This is a genomic window from Sphingorhabdus lacus (genome assembly GCF_009768975.1).
GTDB classification, from domain to species: domain Bacteria; phylum Pseudomonadota; class Alphaproteobacteria; order Sphingomonadales; family Sphingomonadaceae; genus Sphingorhabdus_B; species Sphingorhabdus_B lacus.
On record NZ_CP035733.1, the window covers coordinates 998,413 to 1,025,412 of the forward strand.

24 protein-coding genes are annotated in these 27,000 nt (G+C 57.0%); 10 read left to right on the forward strand and 14 right to left on the reverse strand.

Features of this window, described 5'->3' with window-relative positions:
* The first annotated feature begins 118 nt into the window (after positions 1–118).
* Both EUU25_RS04625 and EUU25_RS04630 read left to right on the forward strand, forming a co-directional pair.
* Positions 119–688: a nitroreductase family protein gene (locus EUU25_RS04625; protein WP_158898722.1), complete on the forward strand. Its 570-nt coding sequence runs from the start codon at positions 119–121 to the stop codon at positions 686–688.
* 46 nt (positions 689–734) lie between these two features.
* Positions 735–1,076, forward strand: coding sequence for a GntR family transcriptional regulator (locus tag EUU25_RS04630; RefSeq protein ID WP_143775431.1), 342 nt, complete (start codon positions 735–737; stop codon positions 1,074–1,076).
* On the opposite strand, the gene EUU25_RS04635 is transcribed toward EUU25_RS04630, so the two are convergent.
* From EUU25_RS04635 to EUU25_RS04650, 4 genes are read right to left on the reverse strand one after another with little or no spacing between them, the layout of a single operon-like run.
* On the reverse strand, positions 1,059–3,023 hold the full coding sequence (locus tag EUU25_RS04635; protein ID WP_158898724.1) for a tetratricopeptide repeat protein: 1,965 nt from the start codon (positions 3,021–3,023) through the stop codon (positions 1,059–1,061). The two genes, EUU25_RS04630 and EUU25_RS04635, sit on opposite strands and share 18 nt — an antisense overlap.
* A gap of 13 nt (positions 3,024–3,036) precedes the next feature.
* Entirely contained in the window at positions 3,037–4,398 is a 1,362-nt protein-coding gene (gene prsR / locus EUU25_RS04640) for a PEP-CTERM-box response regulator transcription factor (RefSeq protein WP_158898726.1), read from the reverse strand.
* Between the two features lie 2 nt (positions 4,399–4,400).
* Positions 4,401–6,494, reverse strand: coding sequence for an XrtA/PEP-CTERM system histidine kinase PrsK (gene prsK / locus EUU25_RS04645; RefSeq protein ID WP_158898728.1), 2,094 nt, complete (start codon positions 6,492–6,494; stop codon positions 4,401–4,403).
* Positions 6,494–7,882 (reverse strand): TIGR03013 family XrtA/PEP-CTERM system glycosyltransferase, encoded by a 1,389-nt coding sequence (locus EUU25_RS04650; RefSeq protein ID WP_158898730.1) that lies wholly within the window; start codon positions 7,880–7,882, stop codon positions 6,494–6,496. The genes prsK and EUU25_RS04650 overlap by 1 nt, the downstream gene beginning before the upstream one ends.
* 169 nt (positions 7,883–8,051) lie before the next feature.
* Here EUU25_RS04650 and EUU25_RS04655 point away from each other — a divergent pair, with 169 nt between their 5' ends.
* Positions 8,052–9,089: a mannose-1-phosphate guanylyltransferase/mannose-6-phosphate isomerase gene (locus tag EUU25_RS04655; RefSeq protein WP_158898732.1), complete on the forward strand. Its 1,038-nt coding sequence runs from the start codon at positions 8,052–8,054 to the stop codon at positions 9,087–9,089.
* A gap of 13 nt (positions 9,090–9,102) precedes the next feature.
* Here EUU25_RS04655 and EUU25_RS04660 read toward each other — a convergent pair whose 3' ends face one another.
* Both EUU25_RS04660 and EUU25_RS04665 read right to left on the reverse strand, forming a co-directional pair.
* Entirely contained in the window at positions 9,103–10,554 is a 1,452-nt protein-coding gene (locus EUU25_RS04660) for a carotenoid oxygenase family protein (RefSeq protein ID WP_158898734.1), read from the reverse strand.
* Between the two features lie 23 nt (positions 10,555–10,577).
* Positions 10,578–11,021, reverse strand: coding sequence for a DUF2141 domain-containing protein (locus EUU25_RS04665; protein WP_222848825.1), 444 nt, complete (start codon positions 11,019–11,021; stop codon positions 10,578–10,580).
* 32 nt (positions 11,022–11,053) lie between these two features.
* Between EUU25_RS04665 and EUU25_RS04670 the strand changes: the two genes are divergently transcribed.
* On the forward strand, positions 11,054–11,953 hold the full coding sequence (locus EUU25_RS04670) for a LytTR family DNA-binding domain-containing protein (RefSeq protein ID WP_158898736.1): 900 nt from the start codon (positions 11,054–11,056) through the stop codon (positions 11,951–11,953).
* A 17-nt stretch (positions 11,954–11,970) separates the two neighbouring features.
* Here EUU25_RS04670 and EUU25_RS04675 read toward each other — a convergent pair whose 3' ends face one another.
* Positions 11,971–12,462, reverse strand: coding sequence for a class I SAM-dependent methyltransferase (locus tag EUU25_RS04675; protein WP_222848826.1), 492 nt, complete (start codon positions 12,460–12,462; stop codon positions 11,971–11,973).
* 116 nt (positions 12,463–12,578) lie between these two features.
* On the opposite strand from EUU25_RS04675, the gene EUU25_RS04680 reads away from it, so the two are divergent.
* A complete protein-coding gene (locus EUU25_RS04680) occupies positions 12,579–13,952 on the forward strand; it encodes a bifunctional AfsR/SARP family transcriptional regulator/alpha/beta hydrolase (RefSeq protein WP_222848827.1) in 1,374 nt (457 codons plus the stop codon).
* On the opposite strand, the gene EUU25_RS04685 is transcribed toward EUU25_RS04680, so the two are convergent.
* Positions 13,949–15,367 (reverse strand): helix-turn-helix domain-containing protein, encoded by a 1,419-nt coding sequence (locus tag EUU25_RS04685; protein WP_158898740.1) that lies wholly within the window; start codon positions 15,365–15,367, stop codon positions 13,949–13,951. The genes EUU25_RS04680 and EUU25_RS04685 overlap by 4 nt on opposite strands.
* A 153-nt stretch (positions 15,368–15,520) precedes the next feature.
* Between EUU25_RS04685 and EUU25_RS04690 the strand changes: the two genes are divergently transcribed.
* Positions 15,521–17,122 (forward strand): isocitrate lyase, encoded by a 1,602-nt coding sequence (locus EUU25_RS04690; RefSeq protein ID WP_158898742.1) that lies wholly within the window; start codon positions 15,521–15,523, stop codon positions 17,120–17,122.
* A gap of 334 nt (positions 17,123–17,456) precedes the next feature.
* A complete protein-coding gene (locus tag EUU25_RS04695) occupies positions 17,457–17,888 on the forward strand; it encodes a hypothetical protein (protein ID WP_158898744.1) in 432 nt (143 codons plus the stop codon).
* Between the two features lie 16 nt (positions 17,889–17,904).
* On the opposite strand, the gene EUU25_RS04700 is transcribed toward EUU25_RS04695, so the two are convergent.
* On the reverse strand, positions 17,905–18,690 hold the full coding sequence (locus EUU25_RS04700; RefSeq protein WP_158898746.1) for a 3-hydroxybutyrate dehydrogenase: 786 nt from the start codon (positions 18,688–18,690) through the stop codon (positions 17,905–17,907).
* Positions 18,691–18,779: 89 nt separating this feature from the next.
* Here EUU25_RS04700 and ypfJ point away from each other — a divergent pair, with 89 nt between their 5' ends.
* Both ypfJ and EUU25_RS04710 read left to right on the forward strand, forming a co-directional pair.
* Entirely contained in the window at positions 18,780–19,667 is an 888-nt protein-coding gene (ypfJ, locus tag EUU25_RS04705; RefSeq protein WP_158898748.1) for a KPN_02809 family neutral zinc metallopeptidase, read from the forward strand.
* Positions 19,668–19,672: 5 nt separating this feature from the next.
* Positions 19,673–20,821: an alpha-hydroxy acid oxidase gene (locus EUU25_RS04710; protein ID WP_158898750.1), complete on the forward strand. Its 1,149-nt coding sequence runs from the start codon at positions 19,673–19,675 to the stop codon at positions 20,819–20,821.
* On the opposite strand, the gene creD is transcribed toward EUU25_RS04710, so the two are convergent.
* On the reverse strand, positions 20,802–22,211 hold the full coding sequence (creD, locus tag EUU25_RS04715; RefSeq protein WP_158898752.1) for a cell envelope integrity protein CreD: 1,410 nt from the start codon (positions 22,209–22,211) through the stop codon (positions 20,802–20,804). The two genes, EUU25_RS04710 and creD, sit on opposite strands and share 20 nt — an antisense overlap.
* Before the next feature lie 115 nt (positions 22,212–22,326).
* Positions 22,327–23,019, reverse strand: a complete 693-nt coding sequence (locus EUU25_RS04720; protein WP_222848828.1) for a LysE family translocator — start codon at positions 23,017–23,019, stop codon at positions 22,327–22,329.
* On the opposite strand from EUU25_RS04720, the gene EUU25_RS04725 reads away from it, so the two are divergent.
* The gene (locus EUU25_RS04725; RefSeq protein WP_158898754.1) at positions 23,018–24,004 is read left to right on the forward strand and encodes an LLM class flavin-dependent oxidoreductase; all 987 of its coding nucleotides are present in this window, start codon (positions 23,018–23,020) and stop codon (positions 24,002–24,004) included. The two genes, EUU25_RS04720 and EUU25_RS04725, sit on opposite strands and share 2 nt — an antisense overlap.
* Before the next feature lie 6 nt (positions 24,005–24,010).
* On the opposite strand, the gene EUU25_RS04730 is transcribed toward EUU25_RS04725, so the two are convergent.
* From EUU25_RS04730 to sdhD, 3 genes are read right to left on the reverse strand one after another with little or no spacing between them, the layout of a single operon-like run.
* Entirely contained in the window at positions 24,011–24,811 is an 801-nt protein-coding gene (locus EUU25_RS04730) for a hypothetical protein (protein ID WP_158898756.1), read from the reverse strand.
* The gene (sdhA, locus tag EUU25_RS04735) at positions 24,808–26,610 is read right to left on the reverse strand and encodes a succinate dehydrogenase flavoprotein subunit (RefSeq protein ID WP_158898758.1); all 1,803 of its coding nucleotides are present in this window, start codon (positions 26,608–26,610) and stop codon (positions 24,808–24,810) included. The genes EUU25_RS04730 and sdhA overlap by 4 nt, the downstream gene beginning before the upstream one ends.
* Positions 26,610–26,999: a succinate dehydrogenase, hydrophobic membrane anchor protein gene (gene sdhD / locus EUU25_RS04740; RefSeq protein WP_158898760.1), complete on the reverse strand. Its 390-nt coding sequence runs from the start codon at positions 26,997–26,999 to the stop codon at positions 26,610–26,612. The genes sdhA and sdhD overlap by 1 nt, the downstream gene beginning before the upstream one ends.
* Between the last annotated feature and the right edge of the window lies 1 nt (position 27,000).

A 27,000-nucleotide genomic window follows, 5' to 3' on the forward strand; every position in this document is an offset into this window, starting at 1 on the left:
TCTAATTGTCAATTATTGTAATGCTCTCCCCGAGCAGATGGTCAAACCCTAACGAAAAAATTGCGGCTGTGAAGAATTTTGTTGCGCAGTTCGGCAAATTTCGACGAATGACCGCTTCATGTTCAACGATCTCTCCTCGGTATCCCGCTATCTCGCCACCCGCCGGTCGGGCAAGCCCCGCGATATGGTCGCTCCGGGTCCTGATGCCGCCATGCTCGGGGAGATATTGAAGCTCGCGATGCGTACGCCCGACCATGGGAAGCTGTTCCCCTGGCGCTTTGTGGTGGTCGACGATCGCGATGCCTTTGCCGATCTGCTCGCGCGCGCCTTTACCGCTGCCAATCCGGACGCACGCGCAGCGCAGATCGAGGCAGCGGTCGCCCCTGCCCGCATGGCCCCAACGTTGGTCCTGCTGCTCTTCGCCCCGCAACCCAGCGCGAAAATACCGCTGTGGGAACAGCAGATGAGCGTCGGCGCGGTCGGCATGAACCTACTGCACGCCGCCCATGCCCATGGCTTTGTCGGAAGCTGGATTACCGGATGGGCAAGCTATGACCCTGTGGTCCGGTCCGCACTGTGCAACGGCGACGAACAGATTGCCGGTCTGTTTTTCATGGGCTCCCCCGCCCAGCCTTTGGAAGAACGCCCGCGCCCCGACGCATCGGACATTGTGCGCCACTGGCCCTGAACGCAAAACTTGACGCGCCCTACTGTATTATGGCAGTAAGGTTGCGATGAAAAGCGATGCAAAACCGGTTTACCTGAAATTACGCGACGTTATCGCCGCGGCCATCCTCGACGGCGAGTATAAGGAAGGCGATATGCTGCCTTCGGTTCGCGCTTTTGCAGCCGATCAGGGTGCCAATCCGCTGACCGTCGCAAAAGCCTATCAATTGTTTCAGGACAGCGGTCTGGTCGATGTCAAACGGGGCGTAGGCCTGTTCGTTGCGGGCGGAGCCGTTGCAAAGCTGCGCAGTTTTGAACGCGAACATTTCGTCAAAAATGTATGGCCCGACGTCAAGGCACAGATGCAACGTGCCGGTGTTGATCCTGCCGAACTATTGGCGCTTTGCTGATTTCCGATAGGCCGCAACCGCGCGCCTGAGCTGCGCGGCGACTTCCTGATTTTCCGGCATCATCGCCTGGGCCTTTTGCAACAACTCCATAGCTGCCTTGGGCCGCTTGCCCCGTTTCAGTTCAAGCTGCCCGTAAATCTTGGTCACCATCGCATTGGCGGGGGCAATATCATAAGCCGTCCGCGCATAACTGATCGCCCTTTCCATTTGCCCCGCCCCGGCATAAGCCCGCGCAAGGTTGGCAAGCAGGATGGCGTCATTATTCCCCAGCCGCTTGCGCACACGTTCCAGCAGGCGAATAGCATCGGCCCAGTTCCCGGTATCAAGGTGGCGATAGCCTGCAAGGCGCAGCGCCGTCAGGTTGGTCGGGTTATATTGTAAATAGGCAGACAGGGTTTCGCCGGCCTCCTTCTGCCGATTCAGCCGCGCCAGCGCGTCGACGAGCCGCAGCATCACCGGTTCGGTAAAAGTGATCTGCCGTGCCTGTTGGTAGGCGTTCACAGCGGACTGGGTGTTACCGCGCGCCATTTCGATGTCGCCGACAATCACATGCGCATCGGCAACACCCGGGTTGGCATTTTGCAGACGGACGGCTTCGGTCCATGCCGCATCATTGTTGCCCTGTGCCGCCAGCAGCCGGATATAGGGCAGCACAATGCGCGCATTATTCGGCTCGCGCTGCGCTTCAAAAGCCGCCGCCTCCAAAGAAATGGGTTCGGGCAGCGGAAGCGCTGGTCGCACGGTCGCCAACGCCCCGTCATCCAGCGGCGCCGATGCCCGCAAAGGTTGGTCGCTCGCTTCAAATGCGCGCGCGGTCAGTATCAGGCTATAGCTATCGGCATCCGGCCGGGACGCGATTTCCTTGATGGTATCGAGCGCACCCAGCGGATCCCCTGCCCGATATAATGCCTGCGCCAGCAAGATACGCACACGGCGGTTGCGAGGCTGCATGCCCAGCAATTCCTGCAGATGGTCGACTGCCTTATTGTAATTCCCCAGTTCATAGGCGCAGATCGCATTGAGCAGCATCGCGGCGGGGACTTGTTCAAAATTCGAGCCTGCTTTGGGCAATATCCGGCTCGCCAGTTCATATTCCCCCGCCCGCGCCGCCAGCACGGCTTGCATATAATAGGCCTTGGCATTGGTGCGATCGAGGCTGATGATTTTGCGGGCCACGGCCAGCATGTCCCGATAGCGTCCCGCATCCCCAAGGCTCAGGCCATATTCTTCGAGCAAGGGTATATCAACGGGGTTCAGTTGCAACCCCCGTTCAAACCATGGCAGCGACGCCACCACTCCAAATTGGGAACGCATCAGCCGGCCGCGAAACTCCAGCGCGCGGACATTTTGGGGATCAAGTTTGAAGGCATAGTCGACAGCGTCAATCGCCCCCTTCTGGTCCGCCTGCACGAAACGCAGCCGGGCAAGATCGGTCCAAAGCTGGCTATCCCTGGGTGCCATCTGCAGCGCCGCATCAAAATAGGACTGTGCCTGCGCCAAGTCGCCTTTGTCCATTGCCACACGGGCAGCGATGCGCAGGGCATAGGCCTTGTTGCGGTCGGGAATGTCGTCGCGCTGCAGTGCGGCTTGCGCAGAATCGAGGTCACCATCGAGCCAATAGGCATGGCCCCAAAAATGCGCCGTCGCCGCCTTGGACGCACCCAACGCCTGCGCCCGGTTGAGGGCAACAAGCGCGGCGGCAGAATCAAAAAGGTCGAGCGACACTTTGGCTTGGGTCAGGAAAATATCCACATTGCGGGGATCCGCCTTGGCCGCATTCATCAGGGCAACACGCGCCGATCGCAAATCGCCTTGCTGCATATAGGCCTGCGCCTCGGACCTATAACCTGCGCCCGACTGCGGGCCACTAGCTTGCATCCACAGCAGACCGCCAACGGCCGCGAGCGCCGCCGCCGCCAGAAGAGAGAAGACGAGCCTGCGTGACACCGGCCTGACCCGGTCAGACCTGTAGGTCGTATTGCTTGAGAAGATCGTATAAAGTCGGACGGCTGATCCCGAGCAGCTTTGCAGCCCCCGAAATATTCCCTTCCGTACGGGCGATCGCGCGCTTTATTGCTTTCCGGTCCGCAGCTTCGCGCGCCGCCTTCAGGTTCAGCAACAATTCGTCCTCGTCTTCATCGCCGAAATCGAGATCGTCTGCGGTAACAAATTTCCCGTCTGCCATAATGACTGCGCGCTTCACCCGGTTTTCCAGTTCGCGCACATTGCCCGGCCATGTCCAATGGTCGATGGCGGTCAGAGCGCTGGTCGACATGCCCTTGATCGACGGGTTCATTTCGCGTGCAAAGCGGCTGACAAAATATTTCGCTAGCAACACCGCGTCGCCCGACCGTTCGATCAGGCTTGGAATAGCAACCGTGACCTCTGCCAAGCGATAATAAAGGTCTTCGCGGAAGCTTTGATCCACGATCATCTGGTTGAGGTTACGATGCGTGGCGCACACCACGCGCACGTCAACGGGTATCGGCTTTCGTCCCCCGATGCGTTCGATGGTGCGTTCCTGCAAAAAGCGGAGCAGTTTGACCTGCAAAGGCAGCGGGATGTCGCCGACTTCATCGAGGAAAAGCGTGCCGCCATTGGCAATTTCGATCTTGCCTTCGGTGGTTTTGACAGCCCCGGTGAAGGCGCCTTTTTCATGACCGAACAATTCGGATTCGAGCAGATTCTCCGGGATTGCACCGCAGTTGATCGCAATGAAGGGTTTGTCGGCGCGGTTGCTCGCATTGTGCAGACCACGGGCGAGCAATTCCTTACCCGTCCCACTGGCTCCCAGCAGCATGACCGACACACCGGTCGGCGCGACGCGTTCAATGGTGCGGGCGACCTTCACCATCTCGGGCGATCCCGAAATGATGGAGCCGAGCAGCAATTCGCCATCGGCATCGGGTTGCTGCAAAAGCTCGTTCTGCATTTCCAGACTGCGCACATGGAAAGCGCGTTTGACGATCAGGTGCAGCTCATCAATATCGACGGGCTTCTGGTAAAAATCCCATGCTCCCGCCGATATGGCGCGCAAGGCACTTTCCTTTGCCCCATGGCCTGACGCCACAATGACTTTGGTATCCGGTTTCAGCTTTAGCATTTCATCAAGCACGGCGAAACCTTCGGTCACGCCATCCGGATCAGGCGGCAGGCCGAGGTCGAGTGTTACGACATCCGGTTCTTCCGACCGCAACAAAGCCATGGCCTCGTCACGATTGGAGGCACAATAGACATCAAAATCCTCATACGACCATTTCAACTGCTTCTGCAGCCCGAGATCGTCTTCGACAATGAGCAATTTCTGGCGCACGTCCATCATGTTCAGGCGGCCTCTTCTATAGAGATGTGGTTGTCTTTTTCGTCGGCAATGGGCAGCAACAGCGTAAAGGTCGTGCCCTTGCCGACGCGGCTATCAACGCGCAGTTGTCCACCCATTGAAATCGCCAAAGCGCGGGCTTCATAGGCACCGATGCCGAACCCGCCTTCCTTGGTAGATTCAAAGGGCTTGAACAATTGGCTGGACACAAAAGCTTCGGTCATGCCGACGCCCGTGTCGGTGATGTTTACGGCGACGTCATTGCCCTGCTTTCGGCAGGTGATCCGCACGGGCGAGCCATCCGCCGTCGCTTCAATGGCATTTTGGACCAGATGCCCGATAATGGTTTCAACGCGTGACGGGTCAGCATTGGCAAACAGGCCCGGTTTTAATTGTGCGTCGATCGGATAAATCAGGCGCTTATCATGCACCGCCTTCATCACCGCCTCGCCAATGTCGATGACCACCGGCAGGGAGTGGCGCGATTTGTTGTGTTGCGAAAGACGCGCCAACAACTCGTTCATTTTATCGACCGAAGACCGCAACGTCTCGATCATATCGGCACGGAACTCCGGCTTTTCGGCATGGCGTTCGGCGTTGCGCGCCAGGATGCTCAACTGGCTCACCAGATTTTTGATGTCATGCGCAACAAAGGCGAAGCGGCGGTTGAATTGTTCGAATTGCTGGCTTTCGGCCAAAGCCTGCTGGCTTGCCGCTTCGGCCAGATAGCTGGCCAATTGGCGGCCAACAACGCGCAGCATATCGAGATCTTCCCAATCCAGCGCGCGCGGCAAGCGTGGCCGGGCCAATATGACAAGGCCAGCGAGTTTCCCGAAATGCACGAGCGGTACAACAGCCCAAGCCTGCGCTTCGTCATAAAGCCAGTGCGGAATGGCGCGCGGATCACACCGTTCGTCGGTGCCTGCGCGTATCTGGTCCATTGAAACAATATGCCCGGTCGATTCAAAAAAAGGCATGGTTTGCGACGTAACGCAATTGGACGGGACATCAGCCGTCGCCCAGTTCCAACGCGCCTGCAAGGTCAGGCGCCCTTCATCGTCCGGGACCAGCAAAAGGCCGCCGGGACTGTCAAATATATCCGCCAGAGATTTCACGACACGCTCATAGAATGGCGCAGCCTCCTTGGACGGGAACCCGATCGTATCGGCAAAGCGCATCCATTCGGACCGATAGTCATAGCGGTGCTGGAAGAAGTTTTTGGCGATAACCACGTTCAGCCAGCTTTTGAACCGCCCGGATGGCAGGATCAGCAGCGCGGCAAGCGACATGCCGAATATCAGCGATATCTGCGCCAGACGCACATAGGTGCCGCCCACAAGCTCCAGCGCGGTTGCAAGAACGACCATACCGAGCATGTAGAAACCAATAGCAACCAGCGACACGGACTGGAACGCAACCGACCGGGACAGACGGATACCCCAATTGCTGTTGCGCTTTGCCGCCATGACAAAGACCGGAGCAAGCACCGCAGTGGCAAAGCCGCGTGTCTGGACCAATTCTTCCGAAGGTGCGGATGTCAAATAGCTGATGGTGTAGAGGTTGAGGTCATAGGTCCACATGGCCGCCAACGCCGCCATGGGGAGACTTATGCCCCATCGTGTCTCCGGCGCGGACACGGTGTAGAGATTGTGCACAACGACGAGCGCGCCGACGGCATAGATCATCCGCATCGTCATGGCGGATTGCGTCGCCAGATGGGGGCCTGTATTCGCGTTACCGAAAATCGCTACAACTGCGTCGTTCACGGGCTGGAACAGCAAAACGATCAGCAGGACACCATAGATCATGTTGATGGTGCGGGGCTGTTCGCGCCCTTCGCCGCTTCGCAGCAGTAAAAACATAAAGCACAGCCACGCAAGGTTGCGTGCGCTTTCCGCACACAGCGCCGCGAGGCTGAGCGGACCGGCTACGGTAGAGATAATCCCCCATAAAGAGGTCAGCGCCATAGCGCCGATGAGCATCACCTGCTGCCGGTTGCGCTCGCGATATTTGTGCAGCAACCAGATCGCCAGCGCCGCATAAGCGAAACCAACCGCCGCATGTCCCCAAAATCCGATAAAAGGAAGCACCGCTTCCATCAGCGGGCACCCTCCGGCCAGATGACAACGCGAATGGTCTGCAGCAGGATCAGAAGATCAAGGAAGGGCGTGTAGTTTTTCGCATAATAGAGATCATATTCCAGCTTATGCTGCGCATCCGCCTTGGACGCGCCATAGGGGTAATTGATCTGTGCCCAGCCGGTGATACCCGGTTTTACCATATGGCGTTCGGCATAATAGGACAGCTGTTGTTCCAGATCGGCGACGAATTCCGGACGCTCGGGACGCGGGCCGACGAAGCTCATTTCACCCTTCAGCACGTTCCAGGTTTGCGGAAGCTCATCGATCCGCACCTTGCGGATGAAACGGCCGACCTTTGTGATGCGCGGGTCATTCTTCTCCGCCCAGACCGCTTTCCCGGCTGCTTCCGCATCGGCCCGCATGGACCGCAGTTTCAGTACCGTATAAGGCTGCCCGAACAGGCCGACGCGCACTTGGCGGTAGAATGCAGGGCCTTTGCTTTCGAGCTTAATCAGCAGCGCGAAAAAGAAGATGATCGGCGCGGTCAAAAACAGAAGGAGCGAGCTGGCGGCGACATCGAAGAGCCGCTTTGCGATGCCCGACAAACGGCGACCTGACGAAAAGCCGTCTGAGAAGATCAGCCAGCTCGGATTGACGCTATCGAGGTCGACACGGCCCGTTTCACGCTCCAGAAAGGTGGAGATGTCGTTGACGTGCACACCCGTCGTCTTGATCCGCAGCAGGTCATCCAGCGGTAGCGCATTGCGCCGCTCTTCGAGCGCCAGGACGACTTCACTCGTCCCCAGCTTCACGACAAAATCGGAGAGGTTGTAGATCGCGCTGCGGTTGATGGCCTCGGGGATGACGCGCTTGTTTTCGTCCATGGCGATAAAGCCGACGACGACAAAGCCCGATCCCGGTTTCGCCTCCAGATCCTTGATACGCTGCGCGCGGCGGCCTGCGCCGAGCACGAGCAGGCGTCGCTTGAAGCTTTCCCCACCGATCAAGCTGCCGAGGATGGCGCGGCTGGTGGCGAGGAAAACGAAGGCAAGGATCATCGCGTACAGCGAATTGGAACGCCAAAGGGTCAGCCCCGGAAAGGCAAAGGCCATCACCGACTGGAAGATAACCCCCAGCGACACCGCCACCAACAGGCGCGCAATCGCGAAGCGGAGCGACTGCAACGCATCGGGTCCATAGACCCCCACGGCCATACCGGCGACATGGACCGAGGCCGCAAAAGTGAGCAATTGCCCGAACCGGTTGCCGATATAATCGACATGCATACCGATCTGGTTCGCCCGGATCACCCATGCCGTTTCGGCCGCCACGACAAGCAGACAAAAGTCGATTATCGCGAGAAACAGAACCGCATAGGGAATATAATGTTTGAAAAGCCTGATCATGGCGTCGGTTCACCTAACATGTCGGATTTTTTAACGGCCAAAGGTAAAGTGTCGATTAATTTTACACCTCTATTCCAAGTTTCTGGAACAAGGCGGTTTTTTGTGATTTGACGATGAACCCTTCATCAGCGATAGCAATCGTTAACGCACAAGATTATTCGAGGTAAAAGTGACGATCACTCCTGTCATTCTGTCTGGCGGCGGCGGCACACGGCTATGGCCGATGTCCACGCCCGATCGCCCGAAACAGTTTCAGGCGCTGACCAGCGAACATACGATGTTCCAGCTCACCGTTCTGCGCGTGACAGATCGCCAGCGCTTTGACGCCCCGATCATCGTAGCAAATGCTGCCCATGCCCATCTGGTCGAGGAGCAGTTGGCCGCCATCGGCGTGACCGATGCCACCCTCATTTTGGAACCCTGCGCGCGCAACACCGCGCCTGCCATCGCGCTTGCGGCATTGACAGTCGCGCGGCCTGAGGCGACGCTACTGGTCATGCCGAGCGACCATGTCATCCTCGACACCGCCGCCTTCGATGCGGCAACGGCGGCGCTTTTGCCGCTCGTCGAAAATGGCTGGCTGGCCACTTACGGGATCAGCCCGACCGGCCCCGAAACCGGCTATGGTTATATCAAAATGGACGAAGCGGAACTTGCCACCGCCGTCCGCAAAGTAAACCGCTTTGTCGAAAAGCCCGACAAAGACCGCGCTCAGGAGATGATCGCAAGCGGCGACCATGTCTGGAACGGTGGCATTTTCCTGTTTCGCGCGGATACATATCTGCAAGCGCTTTCCGACCATGCGCCGAAGATGCTGGCCCAAAGCAAACGCGCCATGGGCTCCGCCACCCGCTCCGATGCACGCATAACCCCCGACCCAGACGCCTTTGCCGCCTGCCCATCGGACAGCATTGACTATGCGGTGATGGAAACCGCGGACCGTGTTGCCGTCGCGCCCGTCCATATGGGCTGGTCCGATGTCGGCAGCTGGGATTCGCTCCACGACATCGGCGCAAAGGACGAGGACGGAAACGTGCTGTCCGGCGCAGTGCGTGTCCATGCCTCGACAGGCAACCTGGTCTATAGCGACGGGGTCCGCATTTCGGTGCACGGGATCGACAATCTGATCGTCGTCGCCAATGGCACAGAAATATTGATCATGCCCCGCGGCACCAGCCAGAAGGTCCGCGATTTCGCCAAAGGCTGAGGCGCGTTAGCGCCTAGGCAATCGTCCCATGGAAGGTCAACGGCAGGGGCAAAGACGCCCGCCATGTCGCCAAGGGTCCTTCGGAAACGCGGCGTGCATCGATCAGGTGCAACTCGGTCTTGCGCTCCTTCAGGTTTAACGTGGTGCCCATGAGCCATCCGTCGCGTTCACCCGATCCTGTCGGCACGAACAAAAACTCCTCGACCAGCTGGTGGCTGCCAAAATCGAACTTATCATCGCGGCCGGTTTTCCAGTCCCATGCCGCAATAGCGTGGGGAAAAGGCGTCTGGCGGTACCCGGCAACATGGGTGGTAAAGCGCCGTGCTTGCCCTGCCCGCCTCTTGTCCGTTGCGGGGAATTCGCCCGAAATGCGCGTGGTTTTCATGTCGGCCTTGCCATTGGGATGCAGCACAATCTGGGTCAGCATGGGCGAAGGCGCCTTGATATGCTCGCCGCGCAGCAGAGCCGACGCCGCGATTTGCCCGAAGGTCGGATTTTCTTCCAGGCATCCGTCAAAGCGGATCGTGCCATCACTTTCTTCCCACCCGTCGGCCAGATGAAAAAAGGAAAAAGCGGGCAATTCATAGGTCCGCTTTTTCGACAGATCATCCTTGTCGATGACGAGGATGCGGGTCCCCAATTCCGGTTTCCACGCCATGGCCGTTGACAGGGGGAATTTGAACCCTTCCTGCACCCAGGGCTGAAGCACGATAATCAGATGCCGTGCCGTCGCAGTAAAATCATGGAAATAGCTCGCCCGCCCAACGTCGAGCATTTCCGCCTTTCCGAGCGATCCGTCGGGGTTCAGTTTCCAGACGAAGGTCCCTTTGCCGTTACCCCCCAAATTCCAGACCGTTCCATCGGCCTCGACCCGTGGGTGCGCCAGAAATGGCATTTGTTTCAAATCCCGGCGGAAGGTTTTAAAGCCTTTTGTTTCCAGCGTTTCCGGGTCAACGATCGCAGGCGACCCACCTTCCCATAGGGCCAGCAACTGGCCGCCCGACATCAACACGCTGGTATTTGCCGCATTGGTATCGTCGGGTCCGTTCACCACCGCACCGTCGCGGCGCGAGGATCCGAAACCCGGTTGCACAATGGCATCCAGCTTGGTTTCAAGGCGGCGCTTGGGCGTATCGACAAAGCGTGCCGTCAGATGGGCCTTGCCATCGCCCACCCGGAATTTGCGCACCAGTCCGTCGCCGTCAAACCAGTGGCCGGATGTTCCTGTGCCCCGGCGAAATTTCGCAGGTCCGTTGCGATAAAGCGTCACGTCGCAATCGGCGGGCACTTTCCCGTGCACCAGCTCCAATGTCTCCACCGGCACATCCGCGTCGACATCGGCAACGGCCAGGCTCCAGCCTGCGGGGCTTGTTCCGGCAAGTGCCCTTTCGGGGGTGATGATGGTGGCGGCTGCGGCGGCGAACAGTCCGCTTCCGAGGAAATGGCGACGGTCAAATTGGGTCATGGTCGATAGCCTCCGGATCGAAATTACTTGATGACAATCGCGTGCACATTGGCACCGGGCTTCACTTCAAATTTGGCATCCGCCCATTTCGCAGGCCCCATATTGCCGACGGCATTGTTCGAAAAAGCAAAGGGCTCAATCGGCATGCCATAGGGATTGGTGGACATTTTCATGTCGCCGTCGATGTCGTGAAAGGCCTTGATGGCATAGACGCCCGCCTCAAGCCCCTCCAGCGCGGTGCTGACTTCGGCTTTATCCGCGCTGATCATGATCTGCCGCACCGGCGCGCCTTTGCCATTATACGCGTCTTCGCTGTTGAAAACGACGCCCAATATGGCGCCTTCCTTCTCTTCTATACCAGTGAAGTTCACGTCCAACTTGGCCGCCGCATTCTGGGCGATGGATGCCGTCGAAATCGACGCGGCACACATGGCGATGACGGTGCATATGGATTGTAGATTGTTCATGTCGCTTGCTCCAATTGGGATGTTTGCTAGGGATGACCAAGACATGGCGGACCGTTGATATCGTTCAACGCCGTTTACGTGAAAGACCTGGAATTCTGCGCGACATGACCGAAAATGCCGTTCACGGTTCGCCAATGGCGCCCTCTTATACGCCAAAAGAAGCCGGCTTTGGTGCGCGTCACCGGCGGGGATTCATGATCGCGGCCATTGTCGGGTTTCTGCTCGCCATGGTCGGGGCGCTCGAAACGACCGAAATCCCGTTTCTTCCCAGACTGGCCTATTGGGAAATACTGATGCTGTCCGGCGCGCTGATCGGCCTTGGCGTTTCGGAGATGGTCGAAAAATGGGGCCGCCTGCGGTCGCGCCAATGGGCGGAGATGCCGCTGATTGCGACCCTGATTGCCTTACCCCTCACCCTGATGGTCATCGGCACCAGTTCGCTCTTCTTCAATACCCGGCAACCGACTTTTGATGCCTTTGCGACCATGTTTGCGATCACCTTCACCATCAGCATGGTGATGACGGCGCTGAACTATTTCATTCATTGGCCGGGCAAGGTCATTCCGGAAGTAGTTGCGCCACCTACACAATTTGCCGTCGAAAATGCATCCCCGGCCAAATTGTCGGCACGGCTGCCGCTGCAATACCGGCAACTGGAAATTATCGCGCTCGAAGCCGAAGACCATTATTTGCGGGTGCACTTTAACGATGGCGGATCGACGCTCATCCTTATGCGGCTATCGGATGCGATCGCGGAATTGCCCGACGCACTCGGCGCGCAAACGCACCGTAGCTGGTGGGTCGCCAAGTCAGCAGTAGGCGATCTGACTAAAGGCGATGGCCGCGCAACACTGAACCTGTCAAATGGCGTTTCGGCTCCCGTCAGCCGCAGCTTCTACAAGCGGCTGAACGACGAAGGCTGGTTTGCTTAAGCGTTGCGGCGCGTATTTTACCGGCAGATGGCCGTTTTCTCCGCGCATATATCGATGCGGGCACATTTCCGCTGGTAGCTTCCGGTAATATAGCGGGTCGACGGCAGAATGAGGTCAAAGACCACATTCGCATCCAGCGAAGCTGCATCAACGGCTAAGAAATCAACATTCGTCAGGCCCATTTCCGATGCCATGCGTTTCGCCTGACGGATATCTCCGGTTGATTCATCAAAGCCGGTAAAGCGGCTGTTCGGATATAGCTTCGCAAGGTGATTGACTGCCTGCCCCGCACCGCAGCCAATATCTGCCACATCAATGCCCGCTTCCAAGCGGGCCAAAAGGCCGGGTTCGCTTTTCAGGACATGCTCTTCAAAGGCGGCAAATTCGCACGGATCACCCCGCCCCGAAAAATCGCCCGAACTGATATCTTGGGTGAACTGGATCGTCTTATTGGTCGCCGGATTGCTCTTAACAATCATGAGCCTTGGTTCGTTTCGCTTGTTAAACATAGTTTGACTCTCTATAAATCAAGCCGCGCATTAACCGGCGCACCGTTTGCCTTTGCGTTTGAACGAGCGTTGGAATTCATCTTTCGTGCGTGGAAACGTGATGTTTGGAGACTGTTTTGCGACCCCCCGCACCAATTCATGTCAAATTATTGGGTGAGATAGGGCTTGATCGGCTGGGCCAACCGATCGAGCTTCCGGCGTCGCGCAAGACACGGGCGTTGTTCGTGTTTCTGTTGCTCAGCACCAAGCCCGTCCGTCGGGAACGGCTTTGCGAATTGTTCTTCGACATTCCCGACGACCCCCGCGCCGCGTTGCGCTGGTCGCTGTCCAAGATACGCGCCATGTTGGGGGACGATGCCGCGCTGCTGTCCGCAGATCGGGAACGTGTGTCACTTGATGCGTCAGGTTTCACGCTCGACATCGATCATCTCGACGCGCCCCAAGCGCTGGAACTTCCCTTGCCGGGCATCGACTTGCCGGCGTTGGACGAATATTCCCTATGGCTGGCCTCCGAACGTGCGTCGATTGACCGGAAGCGCGCGCGCCATCTCGACGAAGCATCGCGCAACAAAGTCTATCCAGAGGCCGATCGCCGACGTTTTGCCGCCATGGCACTTGATTTGGCCGAGGGATCCAATGAACGGACTACCCCTGCCGTCGACCAGTCCATCCATTATTGCTTCGCGCAAGATGGCGCACGCATTGCCTATGCCGTTACCGGCGCGGGGCCGACGCTGGTGAAGACAGCCAACTGGCTCAACCATCTGGAACTCGACTGGGGCAGCCCCTTATGGGGGCGGATGGTTGGCGGCCTATCCGAGGAATTCCGGCTCGTCCGTTATGACGAACGCGCAAATGGCCTGTCGGACTGGGATGTGCAAGACCTGTCCTTCGAAGCCATGGTGACCGATCTGGAGGCTGTCGTGGACACATTGGGTCTGGAGCGGTTTCCGCTTTTCGGCCTCTCGCAGGGCGCCGCCGTCAGCATCGAATATGCCGCCCGCCATCCACAACGCGTGTCCCACCTTATATTATTGGGCGGCTATAGCAGTGGCTGGCGGCACTGGGCGGAGCCCGAAGAGGCAAAGGAGCGCGAGGCCGTTATCACCTTGGTGAAAAATGGCTGGGGCAAGGACACGCCGCTTTATCGGCAGATATTCTCCGAATCCTTCACCCCGTCGGCAACGGCGGAGGAACTGGAATGGTTCAACAATTTCCAGCGGCAGACCGTTTCCCCCGCCAACGCCGTCGCGTTCCTTGAAATATTCAGCCGTATCGATGTGCGCCACCGGCTATCCGAGTTGGATGTCCCCACGCTCATTTTCCATGCCCGTGGTGACAAGCGGGTGGGTATGGAACAGGCGATCGAGCTTGCCTCCAATATCAAGGGCGCGTCGCTCGTCACTCTCGACTCCGACAACCATATCTTGCGCGCCCGCGAACCGGCGATGGAAGTCGTGCTGGACCGTATCCGCGAATTTCTGCGCTAATCCCGGTCAAAGGCGAAGGGCGACATGCCCCGTTCGCGATCGTTGAACACCAGCACACGACCGGCGGGCGGTGCACTACGCTGGGGGCAGTCGGGCCGTGTGCACGCGGAACAGCCAAGCCCGATGGCCGTGGCCGCACCGGTTTCGAGGTCAACGCCGCGCGCAGCCGCCAAAGGAGCGGCCAATTTGGCGTCCAGCCCCAGACAAATGGCAAATTCCGCCTCGACCGCACCGCTGACTGCGGTTTGCGGATGCACGGTGCGCGACAGGGTGAACCAGCGGCTGTTATCTTCCAACTCCACCAGTTGGGGCAGTAACGTTCCGGGGCGGGCAAATACATTATGCACGTGCCACAGCGGGCATCGGCGATCGGTTTCCACCAAGGGCGACGCGCTGGCCCCGGCATAACGCTTGCTGCTTTGCCCTGCGCGGTCGATCCGCAGCATGAAGAAAGGCAATCCGCGTTGCCCCACCCTTTGCAGGGTTGTCAGGCGGTGGGCGATTTGTTCAAAACCGGCGCCGAAACGGCGCTGCAGCAGCAATATGTCATAGCCGGTCGTTTCACACGCCCGCAGGAAACGGGCATAGGGCATCATGACGGCGGCGGCAAAATAGCTGGTCAGATGACGGCGATACAGCCGCTCCCCTGCCCGTTCGGTAAAGCTGGCACCCGCGACGAGAGCGTCAATTTCCGATTTCGCCTCCAGCATCGCAAGCTGGAATGCCGCCGCAAAAGTCCGGCTAGCCGGGTCGAGCAGCTCTGAAAGCTGCAACTGGCGGGCGTGCAGGTCCAACCGGCGCAGATTATCGGGCATTACATCGAAAGGCAGAATGCGGATCGACAGTTGGTGCTTCACCCGCAGCCGTTCGATGATCGCGCCATACAGGTCAGGATTGGCGAGTCGCAGTTCATCCGCCAATATCTCGGCCTGCGCGTCGAGGTCGGCGAAATGGTTACGCCACCGTTCGATTTCGCGCCGTGCGGAGGCTATGGATTCGGGTTCGATGGTCGCCGTGCGTCCGGCCTCGCCCACACCGCTGCTGCCATGCGATCCGCCCGACACCCGGTCGAATGCGCGGGCAAAGGCTTCGGCAGCGTCGGGGCTGGCGGCGATCCAGTCTTCGATCTGGACGCGTTCGATCGACAGGTCGGCGAACATCGGGTCGGACAGGCGACGCCGGATGGCTTCAACACCGCCACCAGGCGTCGATCCGGTCAAGGTGCGCGGGTCGAAATCATAGCGCTCGGCGAGTTTCAGCAGCAATGTCGCCGTCAAAGGGCGCTGGTTGCGCTCGATAAGGTTCAGATAAGAGGGCGAAACCTCCAGCGCCTCGGCCATCAACGCCTGGGTCAGACCATTGGCCCTGCGGATACGGCGGACGGCATGGCCCGCGAAAAGCTTTTGCTCGGACATGGGTTGATATTGTCACAATATTTACAACATTACAACGTTAATCACGTTTTGTGCGACGCACACACAACAAATATTACAATTCTGACTCGCCCCTCCAGCCCAAATCAGGCAGACCAAGCATCAGCCGAGTTAATAAACCCCAAGGAATTGTAAATGTCGTACAAAAACCAAATAGCCGAAACCAGCAAGCTGATCGCAGCACAGAACGGAACCTGGGACTCCATCAGCCCCGAATCGGTTGCCAGAATGCAGCTGCAGAATCGCTTCCAGACCGGCCTCGACATCGCCCGCTACACCGCCGACATCATGCGGCAGGACATGGCAGCCTATGATGCCGACCCTGCCCAATACACCCAGTCGCTCGGCTGCTGGCACGGTTTCATCGCCCAGCAGAAGATGATCTCGGTGAAGAAGCACTTTGGAACCACGAAAAAACGCTATCTCTACCTTTCCGGCTGGATGATCGCGGCATTGCGCAGCGAATTCGGCCCCCTTCCCGACCAGTCGATGCACGAAAAGACCAGCGTTCCGGCTTTGATCGAAGAACTCTATACCTTCCTACGCCAGGCCGACAGCCGCGAACTGAACCTGCTGTTCCGTGACCTCGACAAGGCCCGGGAAAATGGCGAAAGCGCGAAAGAAGCTGAATTGCTTTCGAAGATCGAGAATTTCGAAACACATGTGGTTCCGATCATCGCAGATATCGACGCCGGTTTCGGAAATGCAGAAGCCACCTATTTGCTCGCCAAGAAGATGATCGAAGCAGGTGCGTGCGCCTTGCAAATCGAAAATCAGGTTTCGGACGAAAAGCAATGTGGCCACCAGGATGGTAAAGTCACCGTGCCCCACGAAGACTTCCTGCAGAAAATCCGTGCTTGCCGTTATGCCTTCCTCGAGCTCGGCGTTCCCAATGGCATCATCGTGGCGCGCACCGACTCGCTCGGCGCTGGCCTGACTAAGCAAATCGCGGTTTCGAAGGAAGCAGGCGATCTTGGCGACCAGTATAACAGCTTCCTCGATTGCGAGGAAATCGATCCGGCCACGGCGCGCAATGGCGACGTTATCCTCAACCGCAATGGAAAGCTGTTGCGCCCCAAGCGCCTGCCGTCCAACCTGTTCCAGTTCCGTTCGGGCACTGGCGAAGACCGCTGCGTTCTGGATTGCATTACCAGCCTGCAAAATGGTGCCGATCTGATCTGGATCGAAACGGAAAAGCCCCATATCGAGCAGATTGCCGGCATGGTTGACCGTATTCGCGAAGTTGTCCCCAATGCGAAGCTGGCCTATAACAACTCGCCCAGCTTCAACTGGACCCTCAACTTCCGCCAGCAGGTTTTCGACGCCTGGAGCGCAGAGGGTAAGGATGTTTCGGCCTATGACCGTGCCAATCTGATGAGCGCATCCTACGACGAAACCGCACTGGGTGAAGAAGCGGACAACCGCATTCAGAACTTCCAGCGGGACTCGGCAAAGCGCGCAGGCATCTTCCATCACCTGATCACGCTGCCCACCTATCACACGGCTGCACTAAGCACGGATAATCTCGCCAAGGATTATTTCGGCGAAATGGGCATGCTCGGCTATGTCGCAGGCGTCCAGCGCAAGGAAATCCGCCAAGGCATCGCGTGCGTGAAGCACCAGAATATGTCCGGGTCCGACATCGGCGACGATCACAAGGAATATTTTGCTGGTGAAGCTGCCCTGAAAGCAGGCGGCAAGGACAACACCATGAACCAGTTTGCAAACGCAGCCTGACGCAGGGAGAAAATTTATGGGAGAGCCACAACGCGCCAGAGCTGTTCTGTCGACCGAAGATTTAACCTTGCTCCGACAAGCCTTGGTATTCTACTTGGAAGAGATCAAGGACAAGCCGGAATCAGTAAAATTCGCTCGCCTTTACCATCGGTTAGGGAGCGCAGGCGGAAAGTAACCGCCACATCAGTTTAACGGTTTTCCTGGGGAGGAAAACGCCTAAGCCGCCGGCAGCAATGTCGGCGGCTTTTTTCTCGGCTGTCGCTCATTTGCATCGCTAATATAATATTAACAGCCTTGAGGTAACACGCCTGCACGAAACAGGTCGGGAACGATAATGGACAATATTCTGAAACTGCTGCTGGGCGTCTTGGGTGTAGCCGCGCTCATCACATTCGTCACCGCCAACCTTACCTTCGACAGCGAACCTGTTGCCGTTGCCCAAACAGCTCCTGCAGCACCCGTGGCACCTCCGGCCAACGAAGGTAATACCGATGTTTCTGCCGAAGAAAGCTTCGACGAAGGATCGCCTGAGGAAGATGGCGAAGACATGCTTGCGGTCGGCGACCCGGTAATAGACGGAAATCCCTATGGCAGCAGCATGCAGCAACAACAGAATTTGCAGAGTGAAGTGCAGATTCCGCAGGAACAAATCCCCAACGCACCCTATAATTACGCGCAGCCAGCCATGCCGAATTACACCGTTCCTCAGGTAAATTCACAACCACAAAATCCTGCCGAATTCGTTCAGGGTAACGGCGGGCAATAAGCCTCGATAAACGGAGTTACTGGGCCGTCCAGCCACCATCAACGGATAGGTTAGCGCCTGTTATGGCACTCGCTTCATCGCGACACAAAAACAAGGCGAGCGCGGCTAACTGTTCAACCTGCACAAATTGCTTTTGCGGCTGGTTCGCGAGCAGAACGTCATTGATGACCTGATCCCGAGTAAGATTCCGTGTTTTCATGGTATCGGGAATTTGCCCCTCCACCAAAGGCGTCCATACATAGCCGGGGCAGATGCAATTGACGGTAATACCTTTTGTCGCGACTTCGAGAGCGATCGTCTTGGTAAAACCGGATAAGCCGTGCTTGGCTGCATTATAGGCGGACTTGTAAGGTGAAGCGACCAGACTGTGCATTGATCCGGTGTTGATAACACGTCCCCAACCCTTTGACTTCATTCCAGGCAACGCCGCCTTCGTCGTGTGAAACGCCGAGGAAAGAATAATCGCAAGAATGGCGTCCCATTTATCTTCGGGAAATTCATCGACCGGCGCCACATGTTGGATCCCCGCATTGTTTATCAGGATATCGGGGGCTCCCAGTTTTTCGGTGCAATCGGCAACCATAGCCCTGATCTCATCGGGCTTGGTCATATCGGCCGCAGAATGAAGCGCGCCTGTTCCGCTGATTGCGGTCAACTCCGACACATGGCCGTCAATCGCCGTCTGGTCGCCAAAACCATTGATCATAACCTGTGCGCCTTCAGCCGCCAAAGCTTTCGCATATCCGAGACCAATGCCCGAAGTGGATCCGGTGATAAGAGCGGTTTTACCCTTGAGAAACATAAGCAATGACCTTTGCATGGAACGGGAACTTTACTTGCGCTTTACCCCGCTAACCGCAATGTTGGCGGACGGCAATAACGGAGAATCACATGCGCCTCGATGATCTAGACCCGAGCGGAAATGTCAGCGATCAAGGATCGGGAGGTGGCGGCTTTGGAGGTGGGGGCGGGGGCGGCATGCTCGGGCTTGTCTTCAGCTTGCTGCCCATGCTCCTTGGCCGTAAAATGGGCTGCGGCTCGGTCCTGCTGATTGCGGTCGTGGGGTATTTTGTCATTTCCAGCGGTATGCTGACTATGGGCGGCCCCTTGTCAGCACCCGGCACCAGCCAGCAATCGAGCGCGGGCAATGTGGCATGCGATACACAGGAAGAGCTGTTCGCTTGCCGTGTCCTCAAATCCACGGAAGACACCTGGGGCAAATTGTTGCGTGACTATCGACCTGCGAAACTCACCTTCTATCAGGGTGGAGGTCAATCAGGCTGTGGCGCGGCACAGTCCGCAATGGGGCCCTTTTATTGTCCCTCGGATGAAGGCATATATCTGGACGCAAGTTTCTTTGAACAGATGGACAAACAGATGGGTGCGGGCGGCGACTTTGCCTATGCCTATGTTGTAGCGCATGAAGTTGGACACCATGTCCAGAATCTGGCGGGCATTGCAAACCAGGTGCGGAAGCTTCAGGCACAATCAAGCCAGACCGACGGGAACCGCCTGCAAGTCGGGATGGAATTACAGGCAGATTGCTTTGCCGGCGTGTGGGCGGGTATTAATTCCAACCGTATCGAGCCAGGAGACATAGAAGAAGGAATGCGTGCAGCCAATGCCATTGGCGACGATACCCTCATGCAGCAGGCAGGGCGTGCGCCCGTCGAGAGCATGTTTACGCACGGCACATCGGAACAGCGTATGGAGGCGCTACAACGGGGTATCCGTAGCAAGAACCCCAATGCCTGCAATTATCTTCAAGGCCTGCAGTAACCTTCATGCAGTTGAGTGATTGCCATAATGTCGAGGATTTCCGGCGTCTCGCAAAGGCATGCCTGCCGAAACCTATCTTCAATTATATAGACGGCGCTGCGGATGACGAGCGGACCAAAGACCGCAACACATCGGCATTTGATGACTGCGATCTCGTTCCCAATGTCCTTGCTGGGGTGTCGGAAATAGAGATGGGCGTGACGGTGATGGGCAAGCCCATCGCCATGCCGTTGATGCTGTCGCCAACGGCGTTGCAGCGGCTTTTCCACTGGCAAGGTGAGCGTGCGGTGGCAGCAACGGCACAGAAATTTGGCACGTGGTTCGGAATTTCTTCTTTAGCGACCGTAAGCATCGAGGAGATCGGGGAAACCATAGAATCGCCGAAGATGTTCCAGCTCTACATTCACAAAGATAAAGGCCTGAACAGGTCGATGATCGAGCGCTGCAAAGCGGCGAAGTTTGATGCCATTGCCTTGACCGTTGATACCATTGTTTCGGGTAACCGCGAGCGCTGCCTGCGGAGCGGCTTTACGTCGCCGCCACGGTTTACGCCTGCATCTGTGCTCAGTTATGCGATCCACCCGATGTGGGCTCTGAACTATATGTTCCGCGAGAAATTTGCGCTGCCTAATCTCCAAACGCATGTGGATGCGGGGAGTAATGTGGCGGTCTCCGTGGCAGAATATTTCAACACGATGCTGGATACATCAATGGACTGGGCCATGGCCGAAAAGGTGCGTTCGGACTGGGGTGGTGAATTCTGCCTGAAAGGGATCATGTCGGTTGAGGATGCCAAACGCGCGGTCGATATTGGTGCCACGGCGATCATGGTCTCCAACCATGGCGGGCGGCAACTTGACGGCTCGCGGGCACCTTTTGACCAGATATCGGAAATCGCCGATGCAGTCGGCGGCAAAATCGACATCATCTGCGACGGCGGGGTCCGGCGGGGCAGCCATGTCCTTAAAGCAATCGCCGCCGGAGCAACGGCATGCTCCGGCGGGCGGTTGTATCTTTACGCACTGGCCGCAGCGGGCGAAGCGGGCGTACAGCGCGTGGTTGGGAAGTTACGGGACGAAATCGAACGCGACATGAAGCTCATGGGTATCCGATCCGTCCCGGAACTCGATGCGTCTAAACTGCGCTGGCGGTAGGCGCCTCTTCTTTCGTTTCTCGCCGGGCTCCCCAGTCGATGGCGCGTGTGGCCCACATGACAACCGCAAGGGCGACGAAGAGCAGCAGCGACCCGATGATCAGCGAATAGGCTTCAAGGTTCAGCAGCACATAAAGCGTCGCATACAGCCCCACCAGTAATGCGCCAATAAACCGCGCCCGCAGCCAGCTTTTCAGGACCGCAGCAGAATAGGCCGTCAACAACCCCGTTATCGCACCCGCGGCGATGAGATAGGCCCACATGAAACCCACTACCTCGGCAAAGGCCAGCAAAAGCACGAAGAACAGCACGAGCCCTGCCCCGGTCAGCAGATACTCCGCTGCCGCAACGCGGGCCCCTGCGATCACGTCGAACATCAGATAGGCAAGGAACGTGAAGCCGATGAACAAGAAGCCATATTTAACCGACCGGTCTACCTGGCTGTACAGATCAACAGGCTCAATCAAGCCAACCGTCGCCGCCTGGCTCGGCCCGCCAACCGCCGGGACATCACGCGCTGAGGATAGAGTGACGGCGCCATATTGTTCGGTCGTCAACGGCGGCGCATTGTCGTCGGTTGCAACAATCGCCTGCCCCAAAGCCAGATTGGTCACCGCATGGGTCGACGTGAACCCGCTCGTTTTCACGTCCCTTTTGACGGGCAGAAAATCACCCGTAAAGCTTGGACTGGGCCAAGTGGACTTTACATCCCACGTCGTTTCGCCACCGCGCGGCACCATTGTCAGCGACTTATTGCCGCGTATTGCATAGCTATATTCTACATCCAGCGGCGCCGCGCCTGTCCAGTCAACAAAGCTGAAGAAGCCCGAATTGTTGGACGCCGCCAAGCCCTTGCCCGGCTGCAAACCCAGCGTGGTACCGTTCACCTGAACGTTGCTGTCCTTCTGAAGCCCGCGCGCATCGGACACGCCGAAGCGCAGTTCGGCCCCAGCAAAGTCGATATTTTCAAGTGGAATACCGTAACGCGCGAAATCATCCGGTAAGGCAAAGCGCGCCTTCCCGCTATTTGCTGCAACGAACAGCACGCTTTCATAAATGGACTTCTTCTTCCGGTCGGGTTTCAGCTCGGTTCTGATCGCATTTGTTTCCGGCGACAGGAAAAGTTCCTTTTTCACCTGAATCGTGCGCGTGGTTTGCCGACCTTTCTCGTCGACCGTTTCCACGCTGCTCGCGGTGTAGGGCAAAACAAGAACGGGCCCGACAACCACCTGAGGCCCGCCCCACCCCGCCGCAATCGCATTCTGGGCAATATTGGATTGCTCCTGACGGTCGCCCAGCAACAGGTAGACCATCATCAAGGGAATGATGAGGACAAGGCCAATGATACCGGCAAAGAAGAGTTTCCAGCCGGGACTTCGTTCAGATGTCATGATATGCTTTCCTTTCACCGCCAAACGGTTCGTCTATGAAATAGCACGTTTCGTCTATAAACCGCGCGATGAACGCCAGATTAACAAGCTGCCAGCAGCGTTGGCACAACTTCACTCAGGCTGTGCTGCGTAAAAACCAGATTGCGACGAGCGCTATCATCACCGCAAATATCCGCCGGATCAAGAGTTGGCGGCCGCCTTGCGCAAGCCATGCATGCACCGATCCTGCCAAAACAACGATGACAAGATGGATGGCGGTCGCGATGCCTACATAGCTAAACGAGAGCAGAAGAGTCTGGGAAGCAACGGGAACGCCAGCGCTGATATAGGCCGGAAGCACGGTGATGAAAAAAACTGCCGCCTTGGGATTCAGTAAATTGAGAAGCAAACCGTGCCGAAACCAGTCCATCAACCCGCTATGATCCAAGGCCGTTTCGGTAGTCTCGTTCCCACTGGACCACGTTTCCCAGGCCAGCCACAAAAGGTAGGCGACACCGGCATAGCGCAACAAATTGAACACAACGGGCGAACCAGTTGCCAGTTCGGACAAGCCGAATGCAGAAGCTCCCCCCAAAAGCGCGAGCCCCAAGGCTATACCCGCGACCGCTGCAAACCCAGATTTCCGACCTTTACTCGCACTGGTCAACGCCAGCCATGCCATATTGGGTCCGGGGGTTAGCTCAATGAGCAATGCCGTGATCAGAAACGGTACGTACAAAGCGGTTACCATCGAAAGCCTATGGCACGGCTGGATAAGATAGTCGATTGCGCTTGGCTTTAGCGGTCCTGATGACCATGTAGACATCATGACCAAATTTTCCCTGCTGGATCTTGTACCCGTTGTCGAAGGGGGAACCGTTGCGACTGCCCTCGCCAATGCTGCTGACCTCGCCCAACACTGCGAGAAGCTTGGATTTACTCGTTATTGGGTGGCCGAGCATCACGGCATGCGTGGCATCGCTAGCGCAGCAACCAGTGTGGTAATCGCCCATATCGCTGCAGCAACGCAGTCGATCCGCGTGGGATCAGGTGGCATCATGTTGCCTAATCATGCGCCGTTGGTAATTGCTGAGCAATTTGGAACGCTTGATGCGTTATATCCCGGACGCATTGATCTCGGCCTTGGCCGTGCGCCGGGCAGCGACCAGCGGGTAGCGACAGCAATCCGTCGTACACTCGATAGCGATCCAAACGCCTTCCCTCGCGACGTAATGGAGTTACAAAGCTACTTCGCGGATGACGGCCAAACAGGAATTGTTGCAACACCCGGTGCTGGGGCGGATGTCCGGCTCTACATCCTTGGAAGCAGCCTTTATGGCGCGCAAGTGGCAGCAGCGCTAGGTTTGCCTTTCGCCTTCGCAAGCCATTTTGCGCCGGATATGCTGGATGAGGCACTTCACATCTACCGCAGTCATTTTAAACCGAGTGCTGTGCTAGAAGCACCATATGCGATGGCCGCTTTCAACATCATCGCTGCTCCGACAGATTCAGAAGCTGCGTATCTCGCCACTTCGATGCAACAGAGTTTTGTATCGCTGCGTTCCGGCAATCCGCGTCAAATGCCACCACCTGCTGAAGGCTATTACGAATCTCTGCCTCTACAGTTTCAGGGCATGCTCGATCATGTGCTGTCTTGTAGCGCAATCGGCGAACCCGAGAGCGTTAAAACTGCAGTAACTGCTTTTGTTGATCGCACCAAGGCCGACGAGATCATCGTTGCCTGTTCCATATTTGATCATGAGATGCGCAAGCGCAGTTTGGAATTTGCAGCGGAGATTCTAACATCACATTGACCCGCCTTACGTATCTGGAGTCGGTTCGACGGAATAATCTGACGATGCTAAAATCGCTGCACGGCAAGACAATGTGAGGTAAATCGCGAATACTCCGGGTCCAACTATCAAAAGATCTTCCGTTGGAGCGGCGTCAACCAATATCCAAAGCCAAAAAAATGCAAGCGAACCAAAAATAGCAGTTGCGACCCATGATCTAATTGGCTCGTCTCTATTCCATTGCCAAAGCGAGGTTGGTAGGCCGCGAAAAAATTGGGCTAAAGTCCAGCCAACAAACAGCAAAATAGGCGATAGAATCAGGGTAGCGAAGCCTAAGCTGAAAATAGGTATCCCTATGCTATCGGCGCACCAAGGGAGCATTCCTCGCTCTAGATTGAGGATCAACCCGCAAACGAGGCCGAGGTAGGTTCCTACTAATATGCCCAAACCAATCGCAAAAAAATGCCATATTCGCGCAGGCGTCTGCCACAAAATACCGTCATCAACTGTTATTTTGCGCCGCCAAAATGACAACACTGCAAAAGCCATAGTGGCTACAATAATCGCGCACCCACTATTAATGATCGGATAGCGCAGCGTGAGCAGGGTATCCCTCTCACGAAACCAGTTTGCGGATTGGGCGGCTTTTTCTGCAGTACCGCCATATAGACAATAGTCTGCATTCATCAGATCAACAGCACGCGCCGCATCTCTGTACGGCTCTATCGTCCGACCATATTGGATCAGAACCGCACCAACGATAATCGTTAAGATAATTATTGCCCAAAAAAATACCGGCCGCTTCATGAGACCGTCAACTTCGGTCAATAAACCCGCGCCTTCGGCTTGATATACTCGGCTTCGTCGGTCAGCGTGTAGTCGTGGACTGCGCGGTAATCCAAGGTTACCTTGCCGCCGGAGCCGCCCCAGCCTTCAAACCATGACGCGGTATGCTTCATCCAGTTCGCATCATCGCGGTCAGGGAAATCTTCATGTGCATGGGCGCCGCGGCTTTCCTTGCGGTTGTTTGCGCTCTCCATCGTGCAGACGGCCTGCGCCATCAGATTGTCGAGCTCGAGCGTTTCAATGAGGTCAGTGTTCCAGATCAGGCTGCGGTCGGTGACGGCGACGTCTTCCATTCGCTTGTTGACCTTTTGCATCAGCGTCACACCCTCGGCGAGCAATTCGGTATCGCGGAACACAGCGGCGTGCTTTTGCATCGTCTGCTGCATCTCCAACCGGATTTTGGCAGTCGGCGAACCGCCCTTGGCATTGCGGAATTTCTCCACGCGCGCCAGCGGCAGGTCGGTTGCACTTTTGGGAAGCGGGCGATGTGATGCACCAGGCTTCAAGCTTTCCTTCAGATGCAAACCGGTTGCACGGCCGAACACGACAAGGTCGATCAGGGAGTTGGAACCCAAGCGGTTCGCGCCATGAACCGAAACGCAAGCAGCCTCACCCACGGCATAAAGTCCGGGGACAACTGCATCATCATTGCCATCTTTTTTGGTCACAACCTGACCATGATAATTGCACGGAATTCCGCCCATATTATAATGCACCGTCGGGCAAACTGGCAGCGGTTGCCGCGTCAAATCAACGCCAGCAAAAATCTTTCCGCTTTCGGTAATACCCGGCAAACGTTCACCCAGCACTTTGGGATCGATATGGTCGAGGTGCAGGTAAATATGGTCCTTGCCCGGTCCGACACCGCGTCCTTCGCGCATTTCAAGCGCCATGGAACGGCTCACCACGTCACGTGACGCCAGATCCTTGGCCGACGGTGCGTAACGCTCCATAAAGCGCTCGCCTTCGCTGTTGGTCAGATAACCGCCTTCGCCGCGCGCGCCTTCGGTAATCAGTACGCCCGCGCCATAGATGCCGGTCGGATGGAATTGCACGAACTCCATATCCTGCAACGGCAATCCCGCGCGCAACACCATGCCGCCACCATCACCTGTGCACGTATGCGCCGATGTCGCGGAGAAATAGGCACGGCCATAACCGCCGGTCGCGAGAACCACAGCATGGCTTTTAAACCGGTGGATACTACCGTCTTCCATGCACAGCGCGATCACACCCCGGCATTCGCCGTCTTCCATGATCAAATCGAGCGCAAAATACTCAATAAAGAAGTCTGCGTCATATTTCAGGCTTTGCTGGTACAGGGCATGCAACATCGCATGGCCGGTGCGGTCAGCAGCAGCGCATGTCCGCTGGACAGGAGGTCCCTCGCCCATATTCTGCATATGGCCGCCGAAGGGACGCTGATAAATGGTTCCATCCGTGTTCCGCGAAAACGGCACACCAGCATGCTCCAGTTCATAAACAGCAGCAGGTGCCTCACGCACCATATATTCAATCGCGTCCTGATCGCCCAGCCAGTCCGACCCCTTGACGGTGTCGTACATATGCCATGTCCAATGGTCGGGACTGTTGTTGCCGAGCGACGCAGCAATACCGCCTTGTGCCGCAACTGTGTGGCTACGTGTCGGAAAAACCTTTGTAATGCAGGCTGTTTTCAAACCCGCTTCCGCGCTTCCCATGGTCGCGCGCAGGCCAGAGCCGCCCGCGCCGACAACAACGGTGTCATAGGTGTGATCAATAATCTTGTAAGCGTCTGACATCAGGCGGGAGCTCCGGTGAATGCAAGTTTAGCGACGGTAAAAATGCCAAAAACGGCTCCGCCAACTACGTAGAAATTAAGCAGGGTCATGGCACCGAATTTCAGGGCGTCATCGTGGACATAATCCTCGATCAATACCTGCAGACCCAAGCGGGCGTGCCAGAAAACGCTGACCAGCATCAGGATCATGGGCACAGCGACCGAGGGCTTTGCCAGCCACAGTGCAAGTGTCGCTTGATCAAAATTGGGCATCAGCAGCAATGACGCAACCAGCCATGTTGTCAGCAATAAGTTGCCAACCGCCGTCGTGCGCTGGCTGATCCAATGTGTGCCGCCATGTTTCGCGGAACCGAGGCCACGCACTTTACCAATATTTGTACCGCTACCCATG